This is a genomic window from Maridesulfovibrio sp. (assembly GCF_963677005.1).
Taxonomy (GTDB): domain Bacteria; phylum Desulfobacterota; class Desulfovibrionia; order Desulfovibrionales; family Desulfovibrionaceae; genus Maridesulfovibrio.
In genome coordinates, this window is sequence record NZ_OY781616.1 from 2623408 (window position 1) to 2645384 (window position 21977).

Below are 21977 nucleotides of genomic sequence, written 5' to 3' on the forward strand. Positions count from 1 at the left end.
GTCGCATGCGGATTAACATGGTCGATCAGGACTTATCAATTCTTTCAGGATATCATGTTGTGAAAAATTATCTTTCCCAATTTTTAAAGCGGCCCCGCCATCAGATCTTATATTTTTTGATCATATTGATGGTGCTGAGTCTCGCCGGGTGTGCTGTCGATCATCCTGACAAGAAACTTTATGCCAAACAAGGAGTGCTTGACCTGTGCGGACAGAATCTGTCCGGAGGGCAAATAGTTGCTCTTAACGGCGAATGGGAATTTTATTGGGATAGACTGCTTACGCCGGACAATTTCCACGGAGAGAAGTCTCTTCCCGAAATGTCCGGTTTCTTTTCCCTGCCGGGAACATGGAGAGGGCACCGTATCGGAGAGAAAACGCTCGGCAGCACCGGACAGGCAACCTACCGCCTGAAACTGTTGACCGATCAGCCATCCGGCCGGTTGACTCTGCGGATTTTCGATATTCACGAAGCTTATAAACTCTGGGCTGACGGCAAGCTGATAGCACAGAGCGGTATTCCGGGTCGATCGGCTGCAACGGAAACACCGGCCCGCACATTGAAACTGGCGGAAGTCCCGTTGACGGGACAACCTGTCGACCTGATTTTACAGGTATCCAACTACCATTTCCGCAGGGGCGGAATCGGTGAACCCATACTTGCCGCTCTTCCCGGCCCGCTGGAGTCTGCCCAGACAAGGGACTGGGCCATTTCGCTTTTTTTTGCCGGCTGTATGCTGGTCATGGGCGTTTATCATCTTGTTCTTTATCTTTGGCGGAAAAAAGACGTTGCCCCCTTATACTTCGGGCTCTACTGTCTGCTGGTCGTCGGCTACAGCGTCACATCCAACTCTTCCGGCTGGGTCATCTCCATTCTGCTTCCCGGATGGAATTCGGTTTCCATGGAAATATTTTCGCTGTCCTGCTTTGTGTGCTGGGCATCGCTGCTCTACCGGTTTCTGATGACCATCTACCCGGATGAGTTTCATTCTTTTCCCGTTTACCTGTTGGATGCCAGAATCGTTATTTTTACCATTCTGCTTATCTTTGCCCCCGGCCTTCCGCTATACTGGTTTATTGCGGTGTGTCTGCTGCAGACATTTCTTTATGCCGCGTACTACCTGCACCGAGTGTCCCTGTGTGTGAGGAGAAAAAGAACCGGCGCTAGAATTCTGCTGACCGGGCTGGTCATCCAGTTCAGCGCAGGCATTAACGATCCTCTGGTTCATATGGGTATCATCCGGTCCGTTTATCTGGTCGAACCTGCGGTCTTTCTATTCATACTCTCCCAGTCGCTTGTCTTATCGAAACATTTTTCAAAAGCATTCAGCGCTGTAGAGCGTCTTTCCATTGCACTGGAGCAGAAAAACCAATCCCTGCAAAAGGAAATAAAAGAACGAAACAGACTGGAAAAAAAGATTGTCAGCATAAGCGAAGAAGAACGCCGCCAGCTTAGCCATGAGCTGCATGACAGTCTGTGTCAACAATTAACCGGAGCCAGGTTGCGTGCGACAGCCATGGCCCATGGGCAGGTTGGCGAGAAGGACGGTCATGAATTGGCAGAGTTGGCCGAAATATTGAAAACGTCAACTCAGGATGCCTACAAGATAGCCCGGGGGCTGTGGCCTGTCGAACACGGGCAATCCGGTCCCTCGCTGGAGGCCCTGGCCCGCAGCATAGCAAAGGCCACAGGGATAAGGATCACCTTCAACCAGACCTGTAATTGCAAAAAATGTGAGAACGAAGACATTACCACCTTGTACCGTATTGCCCAGGAAGCTTTGACCAATGCCGCGAAACACGCAAAGGCAAAGAATATCCGAGTTCAACTCGACTGCTGCGGTTCCTCAATAATCACCCTGACTGTAAGCGACGACGGCGTGGGGAAAGAAATTTCAAACAATGAAGAAGACGGTGGACTGGGCACGAGCATAATGCATCACAGAGCCAAGGTCATAGGGGCGCAATTGACAATAGGGAGATCCCCCTCAGGCGGCACAATCGTTAAATGTACGGCCCCGTGCATTAAATCAAATAAAACAAAATCCGAGGTGGAAAATGACGGATAATCCCTCCGCCCTGAAGTTCATTCTTATCGACGATCATCCCGCCATTCGAAAAGGTCTGGGAATCCTTCTGGGAACCCGCCAGCACAGGATAGCGGCAGAAGTCAATACCGTGGCCGAGGCCAGGACAGTGCTGGAGGGGCAGAATTTCGATATCGCCCTGCTTGATCTTACCCTCCAGGACGGAAGCGGTCTTGACCTGCTCCCCGATCTTGAACGCCTCGACATAGCCGCTCTGGTCTACTCAATGCACGAAGACTCAGGACTCATTGAGCGTGCATTTCGATGCGGGGCACTCGGCTACGTTTCCAAGCAGGAAGACGTGAACATCCTTTTTGAGGCCATAGACAAAGTCTCCTCCGGGAAAAGATACCTCAGCCCCAATATCGCCCAATGTCTGGAGGAAAGCGAAGACCGGGAGCGGCTGGAAGACTCGCTGAGTGATCGGGAAAGAGAAATTTTCATTCTGATGGGACAGGGATTCGGGAACACCGAAATTGCTGCAAAACTGGAATTGAGCCGCCGTACCGTAGAGACCTACTGCAATAGAATGGTCAGAAAATTTGATTTGGACGGGAGAAAGGAATTGCGTAAATACGCGATTTCGGTTTCGTGATCAGATTTAGCTAAAATACAGTAATCAGCCGGCAGATATCCGTTTAAATATGTTAAAACTAAGTTTGGACAGAAAAATATGAGCGTTGGACAACGAGGTGCAGCGTGTTGATGTTTTCCATGTGCAACGATGACCTTGAAAACATCCTGACTATATTATAAACAAATACAAATAGATAATTATCTACTGACAAAAATATTCTTGAGAAGAGACTCAGTCAGATTCAGTTGCTATCCAAATTAAATCCATCCAAGGATATGCATAAATGCAGAAAAAAATATCCATATATATAATCGTATTATTCATTACACTCCAAGCTTCTGCCCTCTTCGCCCAACCCGGAACAAACAATTCATCTGAAAAGACCTTCAGCAGTAAAGAGGCGCAGAACAAACAGGAACAGCCCTATAGTTTGACTCAGGCAGAAAAGGAATACCTTGCACAAAAGAAAACCATTAAATTCTGTATTGATCCCAGTTGGCTTCCCTTTGAAGCGCTTTCGAACGACAGACATATAGGCATGAGTGCAGACTATCTCAAACTGATCTCACAAAAATGGGGAATAGACTTCCAACTCGTGCCGACCAGGACATGGACTGAAACACTTGAAAAAGCAAGATCACGGGAATGTGATATTCTTGCCCTTGCAATGTCTACACCCAAACGGGAAAAGTATTTGAAGGTTACGAAGCCATATATTGTTATTCCTCTGGTTATCGCAACAACAAAGGACAAACCGTTTATTGCAGACCTGCCTGATGTGATCCACCATCAGATCGGCCTTACCAAAGGATATGCCTATATAGAATTTCTGAGAAAAGAATACCCGGAGATGAAAATTGTAGAGTTTGAAACAGTCCATGATGGTCTGGCGGCGCTTGAAAAGGGCATAATTTATGGATTTATAGATAACCTCGACACAATTTCCTATGAAATCTCAAACTATTTTTCATCTTCCATAAAAATATCAGGGCGAGTAAACCGCAACTGGGATCTCGGCATCGCTGTCAGAAATGACGATCCGGTACTGTTTGGAATCCTGGATAAGGCTGTAAGGAGTATCGATACCAATGCGGTAAAAAAAATACACAGCAAATGGGTTCCGGTAACATACCAGCATCAATACAATTATTCTTTGTTATGGAAAATTCTGGCCGCAGTCTGCGTGGTAGTTCTCTTGCTGGTCTACCGTTATCAGAAAATAAAAAAGTTCAATCAAAAACTGCAGAGGCTTTACCTTAAGCTGGCGGAGAACGAAAACTCTTTCCGCTCCCTGACAGACCATGCTCACGAAGGGGTGGTCGTGGTGCAGGATAAACGGTTGGTATACGTAAATCCAAGCATGTGCAAAATGACCGGCTATGATCAGGACACACTATTAAATATGGAAACTTTTTTACCTCTCATAGCACCCGAGGCTCGTGAAACAATTCTGGCAAACCATCTGAAAAGACTTGCGGGTAAAGCTTCTCCGGATCGTTACGAAAGTGAGTTTCTCAAAAAAGACGGCACCACATATCCAATTGAACTTACTGGTGTTTTAATCACTTGGAACAACAAACCTGCAACTCTCAACATAATTTCCGACATCAGCGAGCGCAAGAACGCGGAAGAAGCCATACGCTTTATGGCTCATCACGACAGTCTCACAGAGCTGCCCAACCGATACCTTTTAATGGAACGACTGGGGCAGTCACTGGCGCAGGCAAAGCGTTCCAAGCATCAGTTGGGGCTGCTTTTCATGGATCTGAACAGCTTTAAAAAGGTCAACGACACTTATGGGCATGATATCGGAGATATGCTTCTTAAAATGGTTGCAGACCGGCTGAAGCCGCTGCTGCGGGAAACGGACACCCTGGCTCGAATGGGCGGGGACGAGTTCGTTATGCTTTTGCCCGAGATACAGGGAAAGTCGGGTGTTGAGACTTTGATTGCACGTATAGACTCGGCATTTCAATCTCCCTTTACTCTCGGCGAGCTGACAATTTCCAGCAGCCCCAGTGTCGGATTTTCCATTTATCCGGAAAACGGAGATACGGCAGAAGAGCTTTTGCGTACAGCCGACCAACGGATGTACGATATGAAACATTCAAAGAAATAAATTTCATCGCACTGATTAACTTTTTTGAATCCGCATTGAGGGCTTATTTACAGAAACATTTTTGGGTTAAAGCGGTGTTTTGTTGACATATCCGCATATACGCATAAATTATACACATGGAAAAACTGGCAGAATGTTTAAAGGCTCTTTCCGATCCCACCCGTTTGCGGATTATCCGTCTTCTTGAGAACGGAGAATTGTGCGTCTGTGACCTCATGGAAGCGCTGGACCTCCCACAGTCCAAGGTTTCCCGGCATATGTCATTTTTAAAAAATTCAGGATGGGTTGTCGGCACACGAAAAGGGAAGTGGGTTTATTACAGGTTGGCTGAAATAGAAGATCCCGTTCAGTCCCGTGTTCTGGATGTATTACATGACGAACTACAGAAATTTCCTCAGGCAGTAGAAGACTTCCAGCGTCTTAATTGTTTTCTTAAGACTAAAAAGGCAGACAGCTGCCAATGATTATCAATTTCACAAAAACTTCCCGACCACTCAAACAGATTTTCCGCAACTGACGGAGTTCTCCATACCTTTAAGCTGCCTTCGAAAAAGCTTCTCGCCTAGATTTAAAAACTCAATATTAGCAGTACATTGAAATTGTACAAAAGACCTATTGCAGACAACTTAATTGCTGCTTACGGCTGTCACTCTTATCTGAAAATCTACTTTTACGAATTGACATATCTGCATATGCGGATACATTTACTTTAAATTAACAAAAAATGAACGCCGGATATGCCCATAACCGCCTGGGCTTGAAAGACCTCTTTGTTGTTATGCAATAAATCATTAAATGAAATCGGAGCAGATATGTCTGAATCAACAATTAAAAAACTTTCTTTTCTGGACCGCTACCTGACCGTGTGGATATTCCTTGCGATGTTCATCGGGGTAGGCAGCGGCTATTTTTACCCTGCAATCAAGAACGTCATAAATTCATTTCAGGTTGGGACCACGAACATCCCTATTGCCATCGGGCTTATCCTGATGCTGTACCCGCCGCTTGCAAAAGTTAAATATGAAGAACTTGGGAAGGTGTTTAAAAACTATAAAGTCCTTCTCCTATCTTTGGTACAGAACTGGATTATAGGGCCTGTGCTGATGTTCGCGTTGGCAATTTCCTTTTTGTCCGGCTACCACGAATACATGGTGGGATTGATTATGATCGGTCTTGCCCGCTGTATAGCCATGGTCATTGTCTGGAATGATCTAGCCAAGGGGGACACCGAGTATTGTGCGGGACTTGTCGCGTTCAACTCCATATTTCAGGTTATCTTCTTCTCCGTATATGCATACGTCTTCCTGACTGTCATGCCCGGATGGTTCGGGCTTGAAGGTACTGTTGTGGATATTTCCATCGGCCAGATCGCCAAAAGTGTTTTCATCTATCTTGGAATTCCCTTCCTAGCCGGCATGCTGACCCGTTTAACAGGAATCAAAACAAAGGGTAAGGAATGGTATGAAAAAGAATTCATCCCCCGCATCAGTCCTTTGACACTTATATTCCTGCTGTTCACCATTGTGGTAATGTTCTCACTCAAGGGAGACAAGGTCATAGAGCTGCCTCTTGATGTTCTGCGCATCGCAATTCCTCTGACAATTTATTTTCTGGTTATGTTTCTGGTCTCCTTTTACCTTTCATACAAGGCAGATGCGACCTACGGACAGGCTGCCACTTTGAGCTTTACCGCAGCTTCGAACAATTTCGAACTCGCAATAGCTGTTGCCATTGCAGTCTTCGGAATTGATTCGGGAGCTGCATTCGCTGCTGTTATCGGCCCACTTGTGGAAGTTCCTGTGCTAATTGCACTGGTCAATGTGGCTTTGCTTTTTAAAAAGAAATATTTTCTGGAAGCTGCGGAGGCATAAACAGAAGACGGGCAATTAATCTGTACCATTGTAGATCAACAATATTTGGGATTAATGATTATCCGTTGTTATGCAAGGTATTTTGCCGCTGTGTTTCCATTTCCTATAACGTAAGCACTCCCACCTCTGCATAAGCAGTGTAGGTTTAATCACTTGATCCCTTCCAGCGCTGTCCACTTCTGTGGACAGCGCCCTTCTGTTTCATCTCTCAAAAATTATACAGATTCATATTGGGCGATATGCTCAAGGGCATGCCCGGACTGATATGTTCTTTGGCCAGCCGGCGGACATCATCCATGGTTTTCGCCGTGGAAAAGACCGCCTGCAGACTGTGACCAAACCTGAAATTGGCGGCAAAATAGACCATGAACAGGTGAAACCGCTTGATTCCCCTGATCGGATCGAAGTCCTGCTCCAAAGCGTCTGCCATACGCAGGACGTATTCCTGAAAAACATTTTCATCGGGCGCGCAGCCGGTTGTCCATTGGGCAAACAACCATGGCCGGGCCACAGCCATACGGCCCACGGAAACACCGTCGCAGCCGGTCGAGTCCAGCATATCCTGACAGTGCTGCGGAGTGGTCACATTGCCATTGCCAAAAACTGGAATGGAGACCGCTTCTTTGATTGAACGGATGTGATCAATGATGGGGGGACGGGTGCGTTTGTCCGGGGCCACACGCGGATGGAAGACCAGACAATCCACGCCGACAGCCTCAAGCTCTCTGGCCAGTGCCACTGCCGGAGCAATGTCCCTAGACCAGCCGGTACGGAATTTTACAAAGACCGGAATGGATACCGCCTTTCGCACCGCTTCCACCATGGAAACTGCTTTTTCAGGCGTCTTGAGCAATGCGGCCCCGGCCTCGCGTTTGATCATTCCGCGCGCCGAGCAACCCATGTTGATATCCACGCCGAAGAAGCCTTCACGCTCCACCCGTTTTGCGGCAATCACCAACTCCTCCGCCGTGCCTCCCACCAATTGACAGACCAGACCGGGAAGTTCGCACTCCTGCCAGCTGAAAACCGGTGAGACACGCGGATTCTCTGTCGGCACAGCCTTGGCGTTGCACATTTCAGTGAAGGCCAGTCCGCAGGAACCATAATGGCCCAACACCTTGCGAAAGGCACTGTGAGTCAAGCCGGCCATGGGCGCCAGCCACAGACGATTTGGGATGGTTTTACCGCCAATGACAATGGGGGTGTTGAGCTGGGCCGCCAGCCGGGAAAAATCGGAAGGAATGGTTTTATTCATGGAGGCTGCAAGACTGGTTGTGGGTGTCATGAGATGCAGCACTGCGTATCCTGTTGTTGCGCAAGGGGCAAGCCTTCAAACGCGGCTCAGAGAATAAAAAACGGACTGGTGGAAAGTTCCTTGAGCCGCAGCTCGTCCAGAATTTCTATTGTTCCCCTTGATTTGGATATGAGGTCGGCTTCCTGCAGGCGCGAAATTACCCGTGCCGCAGTCTCCCGCGATATTCCGGTCATTTCTGCAACGTCATTGTTGGTCAGGGGCAGGTCTTTTCCAATGCGCGAGGAAAGCATTGTCAGCGCGTTCAGAATGCGAACTTCCGCGCTTTCATCAATTATATCAAGGATACGGGTGTATGCACCGTCCAGCATATCTCCCATCCAGGAAAGTATTCCGGCCGTAACTTCAGGGCAGCGCAGAACCCGGTAACGGAAAACAGTGCAGGGAATGGCAATGATGGAAGTCGGTTCGGCCACACGGGCGGAAAACAGCCGCGGGCTGGCTTTGAAACAGGTTACGGCGTTAAGGGGAACGCCTCGCACAGCGATGAGGTAAGTGAAAACCTTGCCTGATGGAGCTTCCTTGGACAGAACCACCCGGCCGCTTTCCACAATGTAAAAAAATTCCGATTCATCACCGGCCCTGAAAACATAGGAGCCCTTTTCAAAGAATATTCTTTTGGCATTAGCGGCCAGTTCTTCAAGGGCTTCCTGCGGGGCGTGCTTCAGGTTGATGTCTTCACGCAGAGTTTCTATAATTTTTTCCTGATCGTTCATTATGAAATCCTGTTACGGGTTCAATAAATTTCCCAACCTAAATAGCAGGGTAAGAACTGGGGCTGTCCTTTTATAGCTGCTAAAAGCTTATGAAGCACTAATTCATGAAGATCAAACAGTTTGTGGGTAAGATTCGACTCCAACATAAAAATTAATTTTTAAGAGTTCGACTTTCCCTCTTTGTGAAAATAATGACAGACAAGACAAAAAGAGGTATAATCATGATTAATATTAGAAAAATTTTTAATCTACATAAAAATCTCAAAAAGATCATTAGTCACGCGCTTTGATGCGTAAAAGCATAATGTTCAGAGGTATGGTGCATGTTTGGAAAATTTTTTGGTAATCGCGAACCAGGATATAAAATTTTAAAAAAATATGCTCCACTCGTAAAGGAAGTTCTAAAGAAGCGTTCGCTCTTAGCTAAGCGTAGCGCTTCATATTGCGTAGAACAACTTGAAAAAATAAGAAGGGGTAAAGCACAACAATACACAAATATGACAAGGGTTCAAAAGGAAGCTGTGCTTTCTCATATTCTGGCCTTTGTTTGTCACTTATCAAAAGACATTTTAGGACTTTCTCCTAAGGAAACACAGGTAATAGCAAGTCTGGCAATGTATGACGGGCATGTTATTGAGATGAATAATGGAGAAGGAAAAACTTTGGCCGCAGCAATTGCTGCCATTTTGCATTATATTATACACAGTAACCCTGAAGAAACAACTAACTGTTCAATTCATATTGTAACAGCTCATGAATTCCTTGCAAAACGAGATGCCTTCTTAATGGAGCCATTATATACGGCAATAAATATTACCATATCAGTTATAGGTAGTTCTATTGAAAATAACCATAGCGACAATGTATTTATTTCTAACTACGATGATGAAAACAAAAAAAAAGCTTATCGTAACGACATAGTGTATTCGTCTGCTACAAATTTATGTTTTGATTTTCTTAAAGACAACTTAAAATTTTATAAAGAACAAGTATGTCAACGCTCATTAGATTTTATTATTTTAGATGAAATAGACTTTATACTTATTGACAATGGAGGATCACTACACACAATTTCAAACCATATTAACAACTCTGAACAGAATATCAACAAAGCAACATTCTCATCGAGAATACATAAAATATTTCACAACGACAAGTATACATTTGCAGCTTTACTTGTAAAAAATATGCGCCCAGATGATCACTACAACATTAATTTTGAAGACAAATCAATCCTTATAAAATCTGCTTCCCTTAAGTACATTGGAAAAAAGTTAAAAGGAGAAGAGCTGCTCCTTTTTTCAGATATGCTTAGCGGCTTAATACCTCTCATGGAAAAAACTCTGGTTGCAAAACATTTTTATAAAGAGGGGGAGAACTACAGTGTCCAATCTGGACAAATACTTCCCCTTGATGAGAATGGCCGGATTCTTGACGACCAGGAATTTCCTGATGGACTCAGGCAGGCGCTAGAATTAAGACATGGATTTTCATCTTCTGCAGAAAGTAAGGTTGTAGCTAGAATCAGTATTCAACACTACTTTATGAAATATACTAAAATGGCTGGCATGAGTGGCACCATAAAGGAGTATGAAGACGAATTGCGAGAAATTTATGGTGCACAGGTTGTTTGCATTCCCTCCTGCTTTATCAAATCACGTGAAGACTTGCCGGACAAAATTTTTGCTAGTGAAAAAGAACTGCTGGCAGCACTCATGCGAGATGTGAAAAAACGGTTCAACCGAGGACAGCCTGTTCTTATTAACACACAGACTGGAACTTCAGCTGAAAGGATATCTATGTATTTGGCTAATTGCGGCATAGCCAACAAAGTTTTAGATGCTAAAAATCATAGAGAAGAATCGGCTATTATAGCACAGGCAGGGCAGCTTAAGGCTGTAACCATCTCGGCAATGATGGCCGGACGCGGTACTGATATTCGTTTAGGAGAAGGAGTAGAAAAACTTGGCGGACTACACGTCATTGGCGTTCAACGCAATGAAGAGGCACGCAGTGACAGACAACTTCGTGGCCGTGCTGGACGACACGGCAAACCAGGGTCATCGCAATTTTATATAAGTAATGGGTGCGATCTACTAAAACGCGCACGTGTGACAAATGTACTGCGAATAATTGATGATAATGGACTCGAAAGCAGAGCGGTTACCAGAGCCCTGAGTCGAGTACAGAAAAAAGTGCGCAGAGTAAAATTTGAAAACAGAAAAAAAGTGTATGAAATGGATTCTATTTTGAATGGCATGCGGAATAGAATCTATGTGTTACGAAAGCTGGCTATGGACGCAGATTCAGAGGGTGTTGATGTTTTATTGGATAGGATAATAAAAAACGTAGTTAGAAGAATCGAAAGACCTTCATCTCAAGACGCTAAAGCCAGTTTGAGTGACATTAAGAACATTGAAGATTTTATAAATGATGAACTCGGTGCTAAAAGTTATAACTTTCCTTCCAGTGCATATAACTCTCCGAATGTTAGTGATCTTAACGAATGGGCTTGTTCAGTATTAACCGCTGAGTGTGAGCTTCTACGCGAAAAATCAGATTATTATGCAGAAATAATCAGATATTTTTTAATAGCATCTATCGACCAGTCATGGGCAAGTTATCTGCAAAGCGAAGAACAATTAAAGTCTGAAATGTCATGGCAACAACTCGGAGCAAGCGATGCAATGGGCTGGTTTGCATCAATGAGTGAAAGATTATTTGAGGAAATGTTGGCCGATGTTGAACGCAGTACGCTGACGACTCTTTTGCACCTAAGAATTGAATAGAAAGTTTTTGGTTGTGTGACCCAAAACTCTCTAAATTTTATCCATAAAACTCTCACTATAGCATGTAGAGATCTAACCGTTATGTATGGGATACTTTGTGCGCTTTAATTTATTAAAGGGACTCTTATTATGGAAGAAATTGGTTGGCCAGAATTAATCAGGCATTCACGTCTCAGCATACTGCTAACCCAAGGGTTAAGGGGAGTAGCTAGGATTTCTTTCTGGAATTCTGTGATACTGTTTATAGCCATATGTTTTTTTTATAAATTTATTGTTGTTTACGCAGTCATTCCAGACGCAAACATATCAGCAGTTCAAAATACGATCAAACAATGGTGGTTTTTCGATTACATAGATCTGTTTATAACAGGAGGGGCTTTTCGCGCAGCCAGCATTTTTAGCCCTGGAATTATCAGCCTATTTCCAATGTTTTTTATCGCGGGATTCAGTAAAAAGAAACCAACATTCCTTTTCGGACGCTACGAATTTGTGCTTGTATGCGTCATTGTGTTCATTATTAGTGGTTGGTTTAGAATGCAGGGAATAATCCCTGGTGATTTTTGGCATTTTGGAGTCTCTGCTACAGGAATGTTGGCAGCATCATATGTTTTACGATTGCTCTGGCTTGGAATGTTGAAAAAAGGTTTACCAAATCTTGTTTCCATTTTTGGTGTATACGTTGCGTTTGACTTTTTCAAGGCAGCCATATTGCAGTATAATTATTACAGAATTGCTTTCTCATTTATATTCTTTGTTCTGTTATTCACAGGATATATTGTACTGCGTCAAAAAAAAGTTACTTTCCATGTTAAATCTCTGCGATCAAATAAAGTCTGTGCTTCAGAATTAAATTTGCCTTGGTGCAGTGTTGCTTTTTTGCTTAACGTTACACGAGCCACTGCAGCCTATTCTATACTTTTAAATGCCTCAGCTAGTGTCTTTATACCTAAATTTTCTCCTGAGATATCATGGTTCATTCCATGTTTGTTGCTCCCGTTCATTCTTGTGCTCTCTTACTTTAGTGTCGGTCAAGAATTGTTTGCATTGCTTGAAGGTGTTGATTGCGTTGCGCTTGCAAGTTCATTACGGACAAACTATTTTATGATTAATCGTATTTGCCCAGGACATGATACGGAACTGTTCCTAAGAAAAAAAACATCGACCCTTTCGCGCAATGGATTTGTAGCATGTTTTGTCGTTATATTTGTTTTTTCATGCTTTTATAGTCTGTATTTGCTCTTACCAGGAGAAGCCTCTATTCCTTGCGGAATGTATGGAACAATCAATACGTATGTATCTATATTGTTGTTGTGTGTAACTTTTGTAGAGATGAGTTTAAAACTAGGTTCAAGAAAAATTAATAAATACAAATGGGTCTATGGCGGATCTAGCACTATGGCGGTTAATATTGTGCAGCTTAGTTCTGGTCAGAACGAAATGGGCCCAGAGGCGAACTGGTTATCAATATTCAACCCAGAACATCGTGAAAGAATTCAAAATGTATTGTCCCAAAAAAAAGGGGTTCGGCAGTGTTGGGGAGTGATGCAAATTATGCTGGACAGCAGTAATACAGGGACAAAATTTTCTCTGCTGCTAATATTCGTTACGTCATTAATTGCGGTTTTCTCGTTCTGGGCACTTAATGTAATGATATGCAAATTCATTCTTCCAAATATCACACCAAATCTAAAAGAATACTTGGGAGAAATTTATTCGTATGGAGCAGTTTTTGCTTCGCTGGTAGCTCTTCAGATTAAACTTTTCAGGCCAGATATTATAAGACCTTTTAGTAAATTAAAAGATTTTCTCTTTAAACGTGAGTAGTTGTAGAGTCTTGCCTATTACATTTAATTCCAAAGCAAAAGGATACCGACCACATGATCGGTATCCTTTCCAATACGTAATAATTACGGGAGAAAGACTCTATTACCCACCGGCAGTGACCAGAGCGGTTATGTCATTTCCGGACGAGCACGGTATCAGGGCTTCGAATGTATTCAGGGTTATGATTCGCGGACCGTATAGGGCATACTGCTTGTTTTTAAGGAATCCCCACCTCTGGGTCCCGTATTCGAAATGCCACCATTCGCCGTGGTAATTTACAAAACCGGCCTTAATCATGACGTCATAAAGAAGACGCCGGTTGTAGAGGGCTTCCTGTTCCTCTTCCAAGAGCTTCTCTCCCTTTTCAATCCGCTCTTCAAAATAACGCGTATTTGAAACCGGACCGGGATAATCAAAAGGAGCACCCATGGCCAGCGGGACACCGTCGACAGAAGCGATGGTCAGGTCTACCGCTCCCCCGGTGGAGTGCGGAGAAGGCCGAGTGCTGTTCAGACTCGGCGGTGCCACGAATTCTTCGGTCATTTTCTTTATCCGCCCGGCATCAAAGTCCGGGTACGCCTTTTCAAGCGCATTACGGCAGGCATCGAACAGCGCCGTCTGCGTTTCCTTGCTGCGCCAGGCATCGAGGATCACAAGCCGCAATCCCTTGGGCAGCAGGGAATTGGCCGCAAGCAGCATCCTGCGGATCTCGTCACGGGCATAGCAGTCCGGCAAAGCCTTCTCTATGCCTGCGGAATAATAAGCCGGGCGTACAAGAATCTGATTTTCGGCCAGTGAAAGCGGCAGCAGTCTTTCGCCGTTTTCCCTTATCTCGATGGTGAAGACGTCACTCCAATTCGGTGTAGCTGCCGGAGGAATTCCCGGCAGGTCCATTCGTTGCTGCATTGTTATCCCCTTGGAACAGGCTTCGGATGTGTATTCGGCATTAATCATTTTCAGTAAATTACCCTATCAGTAACCGAGCATTTTCGGCAGCCATGTTGAGATGGCCGGGAAGAATATCAGCATCAGCTGGCAGACAATAGCGACAAGCACGAACGGCCAGATATGCTTGAACATTTTTTCCAGCGGAACCGACCCGATTGACGATACGATGTACACGCATGCGCCCATGGGCGGAGTTATCAGCGCGATAGTGATGTTCAGGGTCATAACAATCCCGAAATGCAGGGGATCAATCCCGGCTGCAACAGCCAGCGGTGCGAAAACCGGGGTGAGCAGAACAAGCGCCGCGATTTCCTCCATGAACATGCCGACCACGAAAATGATCAGGCTCATGAAAAGAAGTACCATTGAAGGCGTTTTCGCGTATTCAAGCACAATCGGGGCCAACTTCTGGGGAACCTGTTCCGAGGAAAGAATCCAGCCGACAATTGTTGCCGCGCCGATGACAACGAAGATTACGCTTGTCAGGCGCACAGTGTTTCCGAGAGCCTTGCAGACCGCTTTCCAACTGAGCTGACGAGTCCAGACAAAGCCGACAACAAGGACATAGAGACTTGCTACCGCGCCGGACTCGGTGGGTGTCATGAAGCCGAACAGGATACCGCCGATGATAATGCCCGGAGCAACCAGTGAAGTTATGGCCCCGCCGGTGGCAGAAAGAAGTTTGGAAAAGGAAAATTCCGAGTTCACGATAGGCAGGTCAAGCCGTGCGGCGCTGACTCTGTGCATGAGCATGAACGCGATCCCGAGGAGAAGTCCCGGCATAACTCCCGCTATGAACAGGGCTCCGACGTTTGTCTTTGTCATGGCCCCGAACAGGATCATGAAGATGCTTGGCGGAATGATGGGTCCGATGAGCGAGCTTCCCGCGGTAAGACCTGCGGCATAGGAAGCGGGATATCCGCCTTTTTTCATTGCCGGGATCATGATTGAGCCCACGGCCGAGGCATCGGCGGCAGCTGAGCCGTTAACACCTGCGAAAATGATACTGGCAACAACGGTTACATAACCGAGTCCGCCTTTCAGATGCCCTACCAGAGCCTCGGCAAAGCGCAGCAGACGTTCGGTAAGACCGGCCGAGCCCATAAGCTCTCCGACCAGAATGAAGTAAGGGATGGCCAGAAGCGAAAAAGGTTCCATCCCGCCGTAAAACTGCTGGACCATAATGCGCAGCAGGGAGAAATCCCCGATGTATAAGAAACCGCTTATGGAAGTAACCAGCATGGACGCGAAAAGCGGCAGTCCGAAAATAAGCATCGTGAAGAATACGAGCAGCAGGATAATGGTCATCTGTTCTCCTCCTCACTGTTTATTTTCCGTACGGGAATGAACTGCTGCAGCCCGTACTGGATCAGCATCAGCCCCATACCCACCGGAATGGACATGAGCGGAACGCTTTTCTTGATGCCCAGGGTCATGATGGTGAAAAGACGCAGCTTGTAGGCATAGTTGTAGCCGTAGATGACCATGAAGATAAGAATTCCTATGAACACGGCCCGCCGGATGAAAGTCACGATCATTCGAGGAGTTCCGGGCAGTCTGTCCACAATGATGCGGATGGCCATGTGTTCTCCCCTCTTGAGGGCCGGAGCCGCTCCCAGCATGACTATCCAGACCAGAGTTATCTTGGCCAGATCCGTAGTCCACATGGGCGGGCGGTAGAATCGCCCGAAAACACCGAGCATGACATCCAGCATGTTTATCACGAGGAGCGCCCCGGCCCCGAACAGGCAGAGGCGCTCAAGGATGTCAGAGGCTTTCTGGCAAAAGCCGGAGACAGTCGACATATCTATTTTGCCCCTTCGGCGTTGGCTTTGCGGGCGTCCTTGATGACGAGGTCGATCCAGGACTGGTCAACCTGATCCTTCAGCCAGTTGATGTATGAAGGGCTGCCGAGTTTCTTGAATTCAGCGGATTCTTCGGCGGTGGGGGTGTAGCTGGTCATGCCCTTGCTTTCCAGGAATTTAACGCGGGTATCAACCTGGGACTCCACGAATTCGCGGGTTTCCATGTTGGCCTTTCTGGCACTGTCCGTGACGGCCTTCTGCTGTGCGGGAGTGAGGGAATCGAGGAGCTCCCCGTTCATGAGCAGGAACTGGTCGGAATACTGGACGTTTGCAAGGGTGAGGTGTTTCTGGACTTCATAAAGGCTGCCCATGATTATGTAGGTCGGGGGGTTCATCTGTCCGTCAGCAACCCCGGTCTTGAGTGCGAGGTAGACTTCGGTCCAGGGAATCGGAGTTCCGGATGCGCCGAAAGCCTCGTACATGGCGACCTGACTTGCGTCCATAGCCCTGAATTTGAGCCCCTTGAAGTCTGCGGGGGAATGAATGGGCTTATCACAGGTAAAAGCGAGGAATCCACCTTCTTCAATTACGTCCAGAAGCGCGATGCCGGTACGGGATTTCAGTTCCGCCTTGGCTTTATTCATGAACTCGCTTCCGTCAAAGAAGATGTGAGCGGATTTGTAGTTATCGAACAGGAAAGGAATGTTGGTGGCGAACATTTCTGGAAAAACGGTCTGCAGGCCGCCGTAAGAAGCAACGTTGATGACCGGGCCGCTCATGACCTGTTCCATGCGCTGTTCTTCATTACCCAACTGACTATTGGGGAAAAGCTTGATCTCAACCTGATTGTCAGTAGCTTTTTCGACCAGTGCTTTGAATTTGGTAGCAAAATAGTGAACAGCGTTGTCCTTGTCGCTGGGCGGTCCGTTGTAGCTCATCTTGATGCTTGTAGCAGCGAGAGCGCTGCCGGGAACAGCGAGAAGCAGTGCCAGAATAAGACCGAGTAATGCGGAACGTTTCATGGGGTCCTCTTTTGGTTAGTGGTTATGGGTAACAGAATTTGCATTGGGATTTAAACTCAGCCGCCTGCCCTTTTGCAGCCTGTATGCAGCAAGGGGACTGAAAAATCAAAAGCGTTTCAACGCCGAAACGCAACGGCTCAGTATTGCATACACAACATAGACACATATCAAGTTCGTTGTCAGTATTGTAATACAATACTTAGTATTTAAATTCATCTTAGGCGGGAGCCTCATACCAGTCAAGCAGTTTTGACAAAAAAAGGTATCAGACTTGAGAAGCACGAATATTAAAAAGTCGGTTTTCGCAAAAATGGAAATAAGCTCTACCAAAAAGAACGGTTTAAAACTTGGGATGTTTCAATCCGCCAACAGACAAAAAAGGTAGTGGAACAAATTACAAAGAGGGGTTACATGATAGCGTATATGAGCGACGAGAAAAAAAACAGAGAGGACAGCCCGCTGTTCGTGTCTTCGCTTGAAAAGGCTGTGCGTGTGCTTGAGGCCTTTGACGACGGACATCGGAGGTTGAGTCTTACCGATATGGTCAGGATTACCGGGCTCAACAAGAGTGCGGTGCAAAGATTCCTGTATACATGGGAAACCCTGGGCTATATTTCCAAGGACGAAAAAACCCGTCAGGTCCGGCTAAGCCCCAAGGCCATGAGTCTGGGATATAATTTTCTGCGTGGCGAAAGGCTGGTCGAGGTTGCCACGCCCTTTCTGCTGGAGGCCCGGGAACGGACCGGCAACTCAGCCTATCTCGGCACCCTTTACGATACTTCCATAATCTATCTGATTCGTCTGCCGCAAAGGCTGCTGCTTTTCGAGGGGACCCTGCCCGGACGCCGTGTACCTGCCTTTTGCGGCGGGAGGGCTTTTCTTTCATGTCTGGAGGATTCAGAAGTGCTGGATATCCTTAACAGGTCCGACAGGTCATCGATTACTCCGTACACAATCACGGACATTGACGCCAATATGCGTGAAATAGCGAAGATTCGCGAAAAGGGATTCTGTATATCCATGCAGGAACAACTGGTCGGTGAGATTGCGGTTTCCGCGCCGGTGCTGGGCAGGGACGGAAAACCGCGCGCATCGGTCTACATTTCCGCCAGCCTTTCCGAATGGTCGGAAGAAAAGGCTGCAGCGGAAATAGCTCCCGTTGTGCTTGAGACAGCAGGAAGGATCGGGGCACAACTGTAATTGCTGCACCCGGCAAATTAACTTGCCGGGATTTTACGAAGTTGTCAGCGGATTAAAAACACATATCTATTTGACCAGATTGTCTTTGATGTCATTCCACTCTTCCCACAAAAACATCGACCGTTTCCACCTTTGCATAACTGAGACTGAGTGCAGCCAAAAATGCGGCCTGAACATGATCGGCCGGGACTTTCACCCCATTGAATTCCAACGCCCGAGTTGCACACGCGTCATGCAGAACAGTGACCTCAAATCCAAGATCGCATGCAGCCCTAGCTGTGGCATCGATGCACATCAAGGTCATCATACCGATGATCACGACCTTTCCCACATCTAATCCGCGCAGTGTTGTTTCAAGATTAGTTTTCCTGAAACTGTTGGGATAGTTCTTGAGAATGACAGTCTCATCATCATTAGGAATGACACTTTGGTGAATCCCGGCGCCATCTGTTCCCGGAAGGAAAAATCCGGTTGCAGGATTAAGAGTTTCATGCCGGATGTGAATAACGGGCATCCCCTTCTTCCTGAAAGTATCAAGAATTTTAGATGCTTTTTCAGCTGCGGCTTCCGCTCCTTCCTGCTCGAAGGCTCCGCCGGGGAAATAGTCATTCTGGATATCAACAATGATCAATGCAGTTTTTTCCATGATGTTCTCCTGATTGTTAGGTTCAGCAACCCAAAGACCAGACATTTAAAGCCTCGGCCATGTCCTTTTGCTGATATGAAGATAAAAAAGGATGAATGAAAAATAAGTGGCGGATTAGACAATCAAAGGGCAAAATACGACACAACAAGGAGCCGTCTGTGATCAACATTTCCATTCTTGCCGTGCCTGGATGTCTGCACTCGGCGGTGTACGGGATTGAAGAAATTCTGTGCATGGCCAACAATCTTAACGGCTCGCCCGCATTCAATTATCAAGTGCTGTCCGCGGATTCTAAACCCGTTGAAACATATGCAGGTACCCGCATAACCCCAGCAGCCTCTATTTCTGATGCACAGCAGGACATTATAATACTCCCCCCGCTTCTGGGCACCGTTGACGGTGTAGCCGCCGACCGGGAGATTACCGATTGGCTCCGGCAGCAGCACTCAGCCGGCACGCTGATTACATCCGTGTGTGCAGGGTCATTTCTATTGGCCGAAACAGGAGTCCTTGATGGGCGCGAAGCCACAACTCATTGGAAACTAGCCGAGCAGTTCCGCACCAGATATCCGCTGGTGAATCTGCACATAGAGAGATTGATCGTGGATGGAGGCGACTACATTTGTGCCGGGGGAATTTCCGCCTGGATGGATCTTGCTCTTCATCTGATCACACGCCATGCAGGCCGGAAAATTTCACTGCAATGCGCCAAGATAATGCTCATGGACCCGCACAGGGAACTCCAGACTCCATACGGATTGGGGGGATTTCAGAAGAACCACGGAGACACTGCTATTCTCGATGCACAGGAGTGGATTGAAAAGAACTATGCAACGGCACTGTATGTCAAGGAGATGGCGGATGCAGCACTCCTTGGAGAACGAACCTTCCTGAGACGATTCCGCGCCGCCACCGGGCACACTCCGACCCAGTACCTTCAGCAAGTCAGGATTGAAGCCGCACAAAGACTCCTGGAAACCACCAACCTCAGCGTGGAAGATGTTGCCTCAGCCGTTGGATACGGAGATTACAGCACATTCCGGAAGCTGTTTAAACGAATCATGGGAGCGACACCCTCAGCTTATCGGCAACGATTCGGTTTGCACGCTGGCAGCCAAAAGAGATAATCCCCTTTGTAATCCCTAGATGTTTTTGGATATCTAAGGGTACTTTCTCATGGTTCACCTCTCGCCTGAAATCTAAAACAGAACGCTCTCCTATCTCCGTCAAAGGAATAAGAAGAAGCATCCGTCCTTATGCCATATTGGCTTTAGATGAAAAACCCCGGAAGGAATCACAAGACAGAGGAGCAATACGCTATACCGAATCAGGGGTAGATATTTTTGTTGATGTTGAAAAACTAAATCATCAGGGACGCATTGATCTTTCAACTTATCTTAATGTCTTGGCTAAAAAGCTGGAAAATTCATAAGGCAAAATATGGTTTGAAAAAACATTCATGCCTTCATGCTGTACTTTTTCCAAGTAACACTAGCACAAATGAGATAGCACCAAAAGGATACCAGCCAAATCGATTGACATCCTTTTGGGAAAAGTGGTGAGCACGAATGGACTATAAATTGAACGGGTCTACTCTACATCACACCGTTCAAAAAACGGCTCTTATAACAAGGATTGGAAAGGCTTTTATCTAATTCTGACTGAATCATGCCATAACCATCCAGTGTGAAATGGCACAAGGTGTGATTGATATCATCCCACTCTGCTATGGGCACCCCTTCATCATATGGGTAATTAGCAAAATTTTTTCTTCCCATATTTATATAGTTTAGAGAAATATGTGCCTTTTCAAATTTACTGTTAATTGATTTCAGGTAATCATTCGACATTGCTTTACGCAAGACACTCATAAGATCGGTTCTCAAGCTGCCTTTTACTATGTTCAAGACCGTGCTGCTGGCAAGCCATGACGCAACATCGAGCCCCTTGACCATTTCACGCCCGCCGCAGCCAAGCAATTTTACCGGTTTGTGTGCTTTGAGTTTAGCCTCCTCAACATATTTTGAAAAAGCTGACTGAGCATCATCTGAAATGTACCACCGGAACTGGTCGCTTAATCTTCTATGTCTTTCTTTTTTTACTATTCTCAGCAATATACCTTCTTCAACAAAATTAGATAGCAAAGATGGATTAACAACCATTCTTCCCAGATCTTCGGAGTATTGGCTACCTGTACACTTATGCACTTGTTTCTTGAACCAAAGCGGAATACTGCCAGTAACTCCGTAATCTTCTCTTATTAATCGGGAATTTAAGATGCAGACGTCTATGTGTCTGGGGTTTACCACAATATTTCCAAAATCCATGATTTGGCAATTATCCGCATACTTTCCAGCCAACAAAACGGTCAACTCCATTAATTTCGCATAGCTTAAGGCAATAAAAGGAAAATATTCAGCATCGGAATTCTTGGAAATACCCTCCAGCTCGGATTGTCTTAAAGTAATAAATTCTTCATCCAGATTTTCTGGATCCATTGTTGAATCCAGGAACTCATTGAATCTGATTAAATCACCGATTGTAGTATCCATTGTTCACCCCTTGAAGAAAAGCCCTTTCTCGTTGAGAATAAAGCGTAGAGGGACGACAAGTACAGTCGGCTCAATATATGTCCACATTGACACAATATATTTTCCTGACAAGTTCAGCAGGATAAAACTAACCGATCAAGACTTTCAAACAGTATTTTCTCTAACATACTTAAATTACATCCTAAATAAATATCATTTCGCTGGATGTGTCCGGTTGATTTTACCGGCACAAAAACAGAAAAAGCCATCAATCTTTCGATTGATGGCTTTCTCATGAAAAGTGGCGGAGCCGAAGGGACTCGAACCCTCGGCCTCCGGCGTGACAGGCCGGCGTTATAACCAACTTAACTACGGCTCCGCAGGTATGCTTCAGAGTTTATAAAACCTGAAAAGCATTGGGTGAAGTAGCTTTTAGATAATACACTCACAGTTCGCAATTATAATATTAATACACAAAAATAATATTGCCTGAATCTGCTCAAAAGCCTCGAATTTGCTCTCCATCCCCA

At 45.9% G+C, this 21977-nt stretch carries 17 protein-coding genes and 1 tRNA gene; 9 read left to right on the top strand and 9 right to left on the bottom strand.

Annotation, left to right across the window (positions count from 1 at the left end; genetic code table 11):
• Nucleotides 1-128 precede the first annotated feature (128 nt).
• The 5 genes from ACKU4E_RS11610 (at nt 129) to arsB (ending at nt 6654) form a co-directional block, all read left to right on the top strand.
• Nucleotides 129-2069, top strand: coding sequence for a sensor histidine kinase (locus tag ACKU4E_RS11610; RefSeq protein ID WP_320171236.1), 1941 nt, complete (start codon nt 129-131; stop codon nt 2067-2069).
• Nucleotides 2059-2682 (top strand): response regulator transcription factor, encoded by a 624-nt coding sequence (locus ACKU4E_RS11615; protein ID WP_320171237.1) that lies wholly within the window; start codon nt 2059-2061, stop codon nt 2680-2682. Before ACKU4E_RS11610 ends, ACKU4E_RS11615 begins: the two co-directional genes overlap by 11 nt.
• Nucleotides 2683-2947: 265 nt before the next feature.
• Nucleotides 2948-4783: a diguanylate cyclase domain-containing protein gene (locus ACKU4E_RS11620; protein ID WP_320171238.1), complete on the top strand. Its 1836-nt coding sequence runs from the start codon at nt 2948-2950 to the stop codon at nt 4781-4783.
• Between the two features lie 116 nt (nt 4784-4899).
• Entirely contained in the window at nt 4900-5247 is a 348-nt protein-coding gene (locus ACKU4E_RS11625; RefSeq protein ID WP_320171239.1) for a metalloregulator ArsR/SmtB family transcription factor, read from the top strand.
• A gap of 348 nt (nt 5248-5595) precedes the next feature.
• Nucleotides 5596-6654, top strand: a complete 1059-nt coding sequence (arsB, locus tag ACKU4E_RS11630) for an ACR3 family arsenite efflux transporter (RefSeq protein ID WP_320171240.1) — start codon at nt 5596-5598, stop codon at nt 6652-6654.
• A gap of 208 nt (nt 6655-6862) precedes the next feature.
• Here the strand turns inward: arsB and ACKU4E_RS11635 are convergent, their stop codons facing one another.
• The gene (locus ACKU4E_RS11635) at nt 6863-7951 is read right to left on the bottom strand and encodes a tRNA-dihydrouridine synthase family protein (protein WP_320171241.1); all 1089 of its coding nucleotides are present in this window, start codon (nt 7949-7951) and stop codon (nt 6863-6865) included.
• A gap of 44 nt (nt 7952-7995) precedes the next feature.
• A complete protein-coding gene (locus ACKU4E_RS11640) occupies nt 7996-8682 on the bottom strand; it encodes a Crp/Fnr family transcriptional regulator (protein ID WP_320171242.1) in 687 nt (228 codons plus the stop codon).
• Between the two features lie 323 nt (nt 8683-9005).
• Here ACKU4E_RS11640 and ACKU4E_RS11645 point away from each other — a divergent pair, with 323 nt between their 5' ends.
• Nucleotides 9006-11471 (top strand): hypothetical protein, encoded by a 2466-nt coding sequence (locus ACKU4E_RS11645; RefSeq protein ID WP_320171243.1) that lies wholly within the window; start codon nt 9006-9008, stop codon nt 11469-11471.
• Between the two features lie 129 nt (nt 11472-11600).
• The gene (locus ACKU4E_RS11650; protein WP_320171244.1) at nt 11601-13295 is read left to right on the top strand and encodes a hypothetical protein; all 1695 of its coding nucleotides are present in this window, start codon (nt 11601-11603) and stop codon (nt 13293-13295) included.
• A 102-nt stretch (nt 13296-13397) separates the two neighbouring features.
• Here ACKU4E_RS11650 and ACKU4E_RS11655 read toward each other — a convergent pair whose 3' ends face one another.
• From ACKU4E_RS11655 to dctP, 4 genes are read right to left on the bottom strand one after another with little or no spacing between them, the layout of a single operon-like run.
• On the bottom strand, nt 13398-14249 hold the full coding sequence (locus tag ACKU4E_RS11655) for a M15 family metallopeptidase (RefSeq protein WP_320171245.1): 852 nt from the start codon (nt 14247-14249) through the stop codon (nt 13398-13400).
• 18 nt (nt 14250-14267) lie between these two features.
• On the bottom strand, nt 14268-15551 hold the full coding sequence (locus ACKU4E_RS11660; RefSeq protein ID WP_320171246.1) for a TRAP transporter large permease: 1284 nt from the start codon (nt 15549-15551) through the stop codon (nt 14268-14270).
• Nucleotides 15548-16048, bottom strand: a complete 501-nt coding sequence (locus tag ACKU4E_RS11665) for a TRAP transporter small permease subunit (RefSeq protein ID WP_320171247.1) — start codon at nt 16046-16048, stop codon at nt 15548-15550. Before ACKU4E_RS11665 ends, ACKU4E_RS11660 begins: the two co-directional genes overlap by 4 nt.
• Before the next feature lie 2 nt (nt 16049-16050).
• Entirely contained in the window at nt 16051-17070 is a 1020-nt protein-coding gene (dctP, locus tag ACKU4E_RS11670) for a TRAP transporter substrate-binding protein DctP (protein ID WP_320171248.1), read from the bottom strand.
• 423 nt (nt 17071-17493) lie between these two features.
• On the opposite strand from dctP, the gene ACKU4E_RS11675 reads away from it, so the two are divergent.
• Nucleotides 17494-18270 carry an IclR family transcriptional regulator C-terminal domain-containing protein gene (locus tag ACKU4E_RS11675; protein WP_320171249.1) on the top strand — a complete coding sequence of 259 codons (777 nt, stop codon included), beginning with the start codon at nt 17494-17496 and terminating at the stop codon, nt 18268-18270.
• 91 nt (nt 18271-18361) lie between these two features.
• Here the strand turns inward: ACKU4E_RS11675 and ACKU4E_RS11680 are convergent, their stop codons facing one another.
• A complete protein-coding gene (locus ACKU4E_RS11680; RefSeq protein WP_320171250.1) occupies nt 18362-18916 on the bottom strand; it encodes a cysteine hydrolase family protein in 555 nt (184 codons plus the stop codon).
• 158 nt (nt 18917-19074) lie between these two features.
• Between ACKU4E_RS11680 and ACKU4E_RS11685 the strand changes: the two genes are divergently transcribed.
• On the top strand, nt 19075-20043 hold the full coding sequence (locus ACKU4E_RS11685; protein ID WP_320171251.1) for a GlxA family transcriptional regulator: 969 nt from the start codon (nt 19075-19077) through the stop codon (nt 20041-20043).
• A 468-nt stretch (nt 20044-20511) separates the two neighbouring features.
• On the opposite strand, the gene ACKU4E_RS11690 is transcribed toward ACKU4E_RS11685, so the two are convergent.
• Nucleotides 20512-21468, bottom strand: coding sequence for a hypothetical protein (locus tag ACKU4E_RS11690; RefSeq protein WP_320171252.1), 957 nt, complete (start codon nt 21466-21468; stop codon nt 20512-20514).
• A gap of 281 nt (nt 21469-21749) precedes the next feature.
• Nucleotides 21750-21826 (bottom strand) — tRNA-Asp (locus ACKU4E_RS11695).
• Between the last annotated feature and the right edge of the window lie 151 nt (nt 21827-21977).

Coding starts and splice junctions, on each gene's coding strand:
- ACKU4E_RS11610 (WP_320171236.1), top strand. CDS start 129: ATGGTGCTGAGTCTCGCCGGGTGTGCTGTCGATCATCCTGACAAGAAA.
- ACKU4E_RS11615 (WP_320171237.1), top strand. CDS start 2,059: ATGACGGATAATCCCTCCGCCCTGAAGTTCATTCTTATCGACGATCAT.
- ACKU4E_RS11620 (WP_320171238.1), top strand. CDS start 2,948: ATGCAGAAAAAAATATCCATATATATAATCGTATTATTCATTACACTC.
- ACKU4E_RS11625 (WP_320171239.1), top strand. CDS start 4,900: ATGGAAAAACTGGCAGAATGTTTAAAGGCTCTTTCCGATCCCACCCGT.
- arsB (WP_320171240.1), top strand. CDS start 5,596: ATGTCTGAATCAACAATTAAAAAACTTTCTTTTCTGGACCGCTACCTG.
- ACKU4E_RS11640 (WP_320171242.1), bottom strand. CDS start 8,682: ATGAACGATCAGGAAAAAATTATAGAAACTCTGCGTGAAGACATCAAC.
- ACKU4E_RS11645 (WP_320171243.1), top strand. CDS start 9,006: ATGTTTGGAAAATTTTTTGGTAATCGCGAACCAGGATATAAAATTTTA.
- ACKU4E_RS11650 (WP_320171244.1), top strand. CDS start 11,601: ATGGAAGAAATTGGTTGGCCAGAATTAATCAGGCATTCACGTCTCAGC.
- ACKU4E_RS11655 (WP_320171245.1), bottom strand. CDS start 14,249: ATGATTAATGCCGAATACACATCCGAAGCCTGTTCCAAGGGGATAACA.
- ACKU4E_RS11660 (WP_320171246.1), bottom strand. CDS start 15,551: ATGACCATTATCCTGCTGCTCGTATTCTTCACGATGCTTATTTTCGGA.
- ACKU4E_RS11665 (WP_320171247.1), bottom strand. CDS start 16,048: ATGTCGACTGTCTCCGGCTTTTGCCAGAAAGCCTCTGACATCCTTGAG.
- dctP (WP_320171248.1), bottom strand. CDS start 17,070: ATGAAACGTTCCGCATTACTCGGTCTTATTCTGGCACTGCTTCTCGCT.
- ACKU4E_RS11675 (WP_320171249.1), top strand. CDS start 17,494: ATGAGCGACGAGAAAAAAAACAGAGAGGACAGCCCGCTGTTCGTGTCT.
- ACKU4E_RS11680 (WP_320171250.1), bottom strand. CDS start 18,916: ATGGAAAAAACTGCATTGATCATTGTTGATATCCAGAATGACTATTTC.
- ACKU4E_RS11690 (WP_320171252.1), bottom strand. CDS start 21,468: ATGGATACTACAATCGGTGATTTAATCAGATTCAATGAGTTCCTGGAT.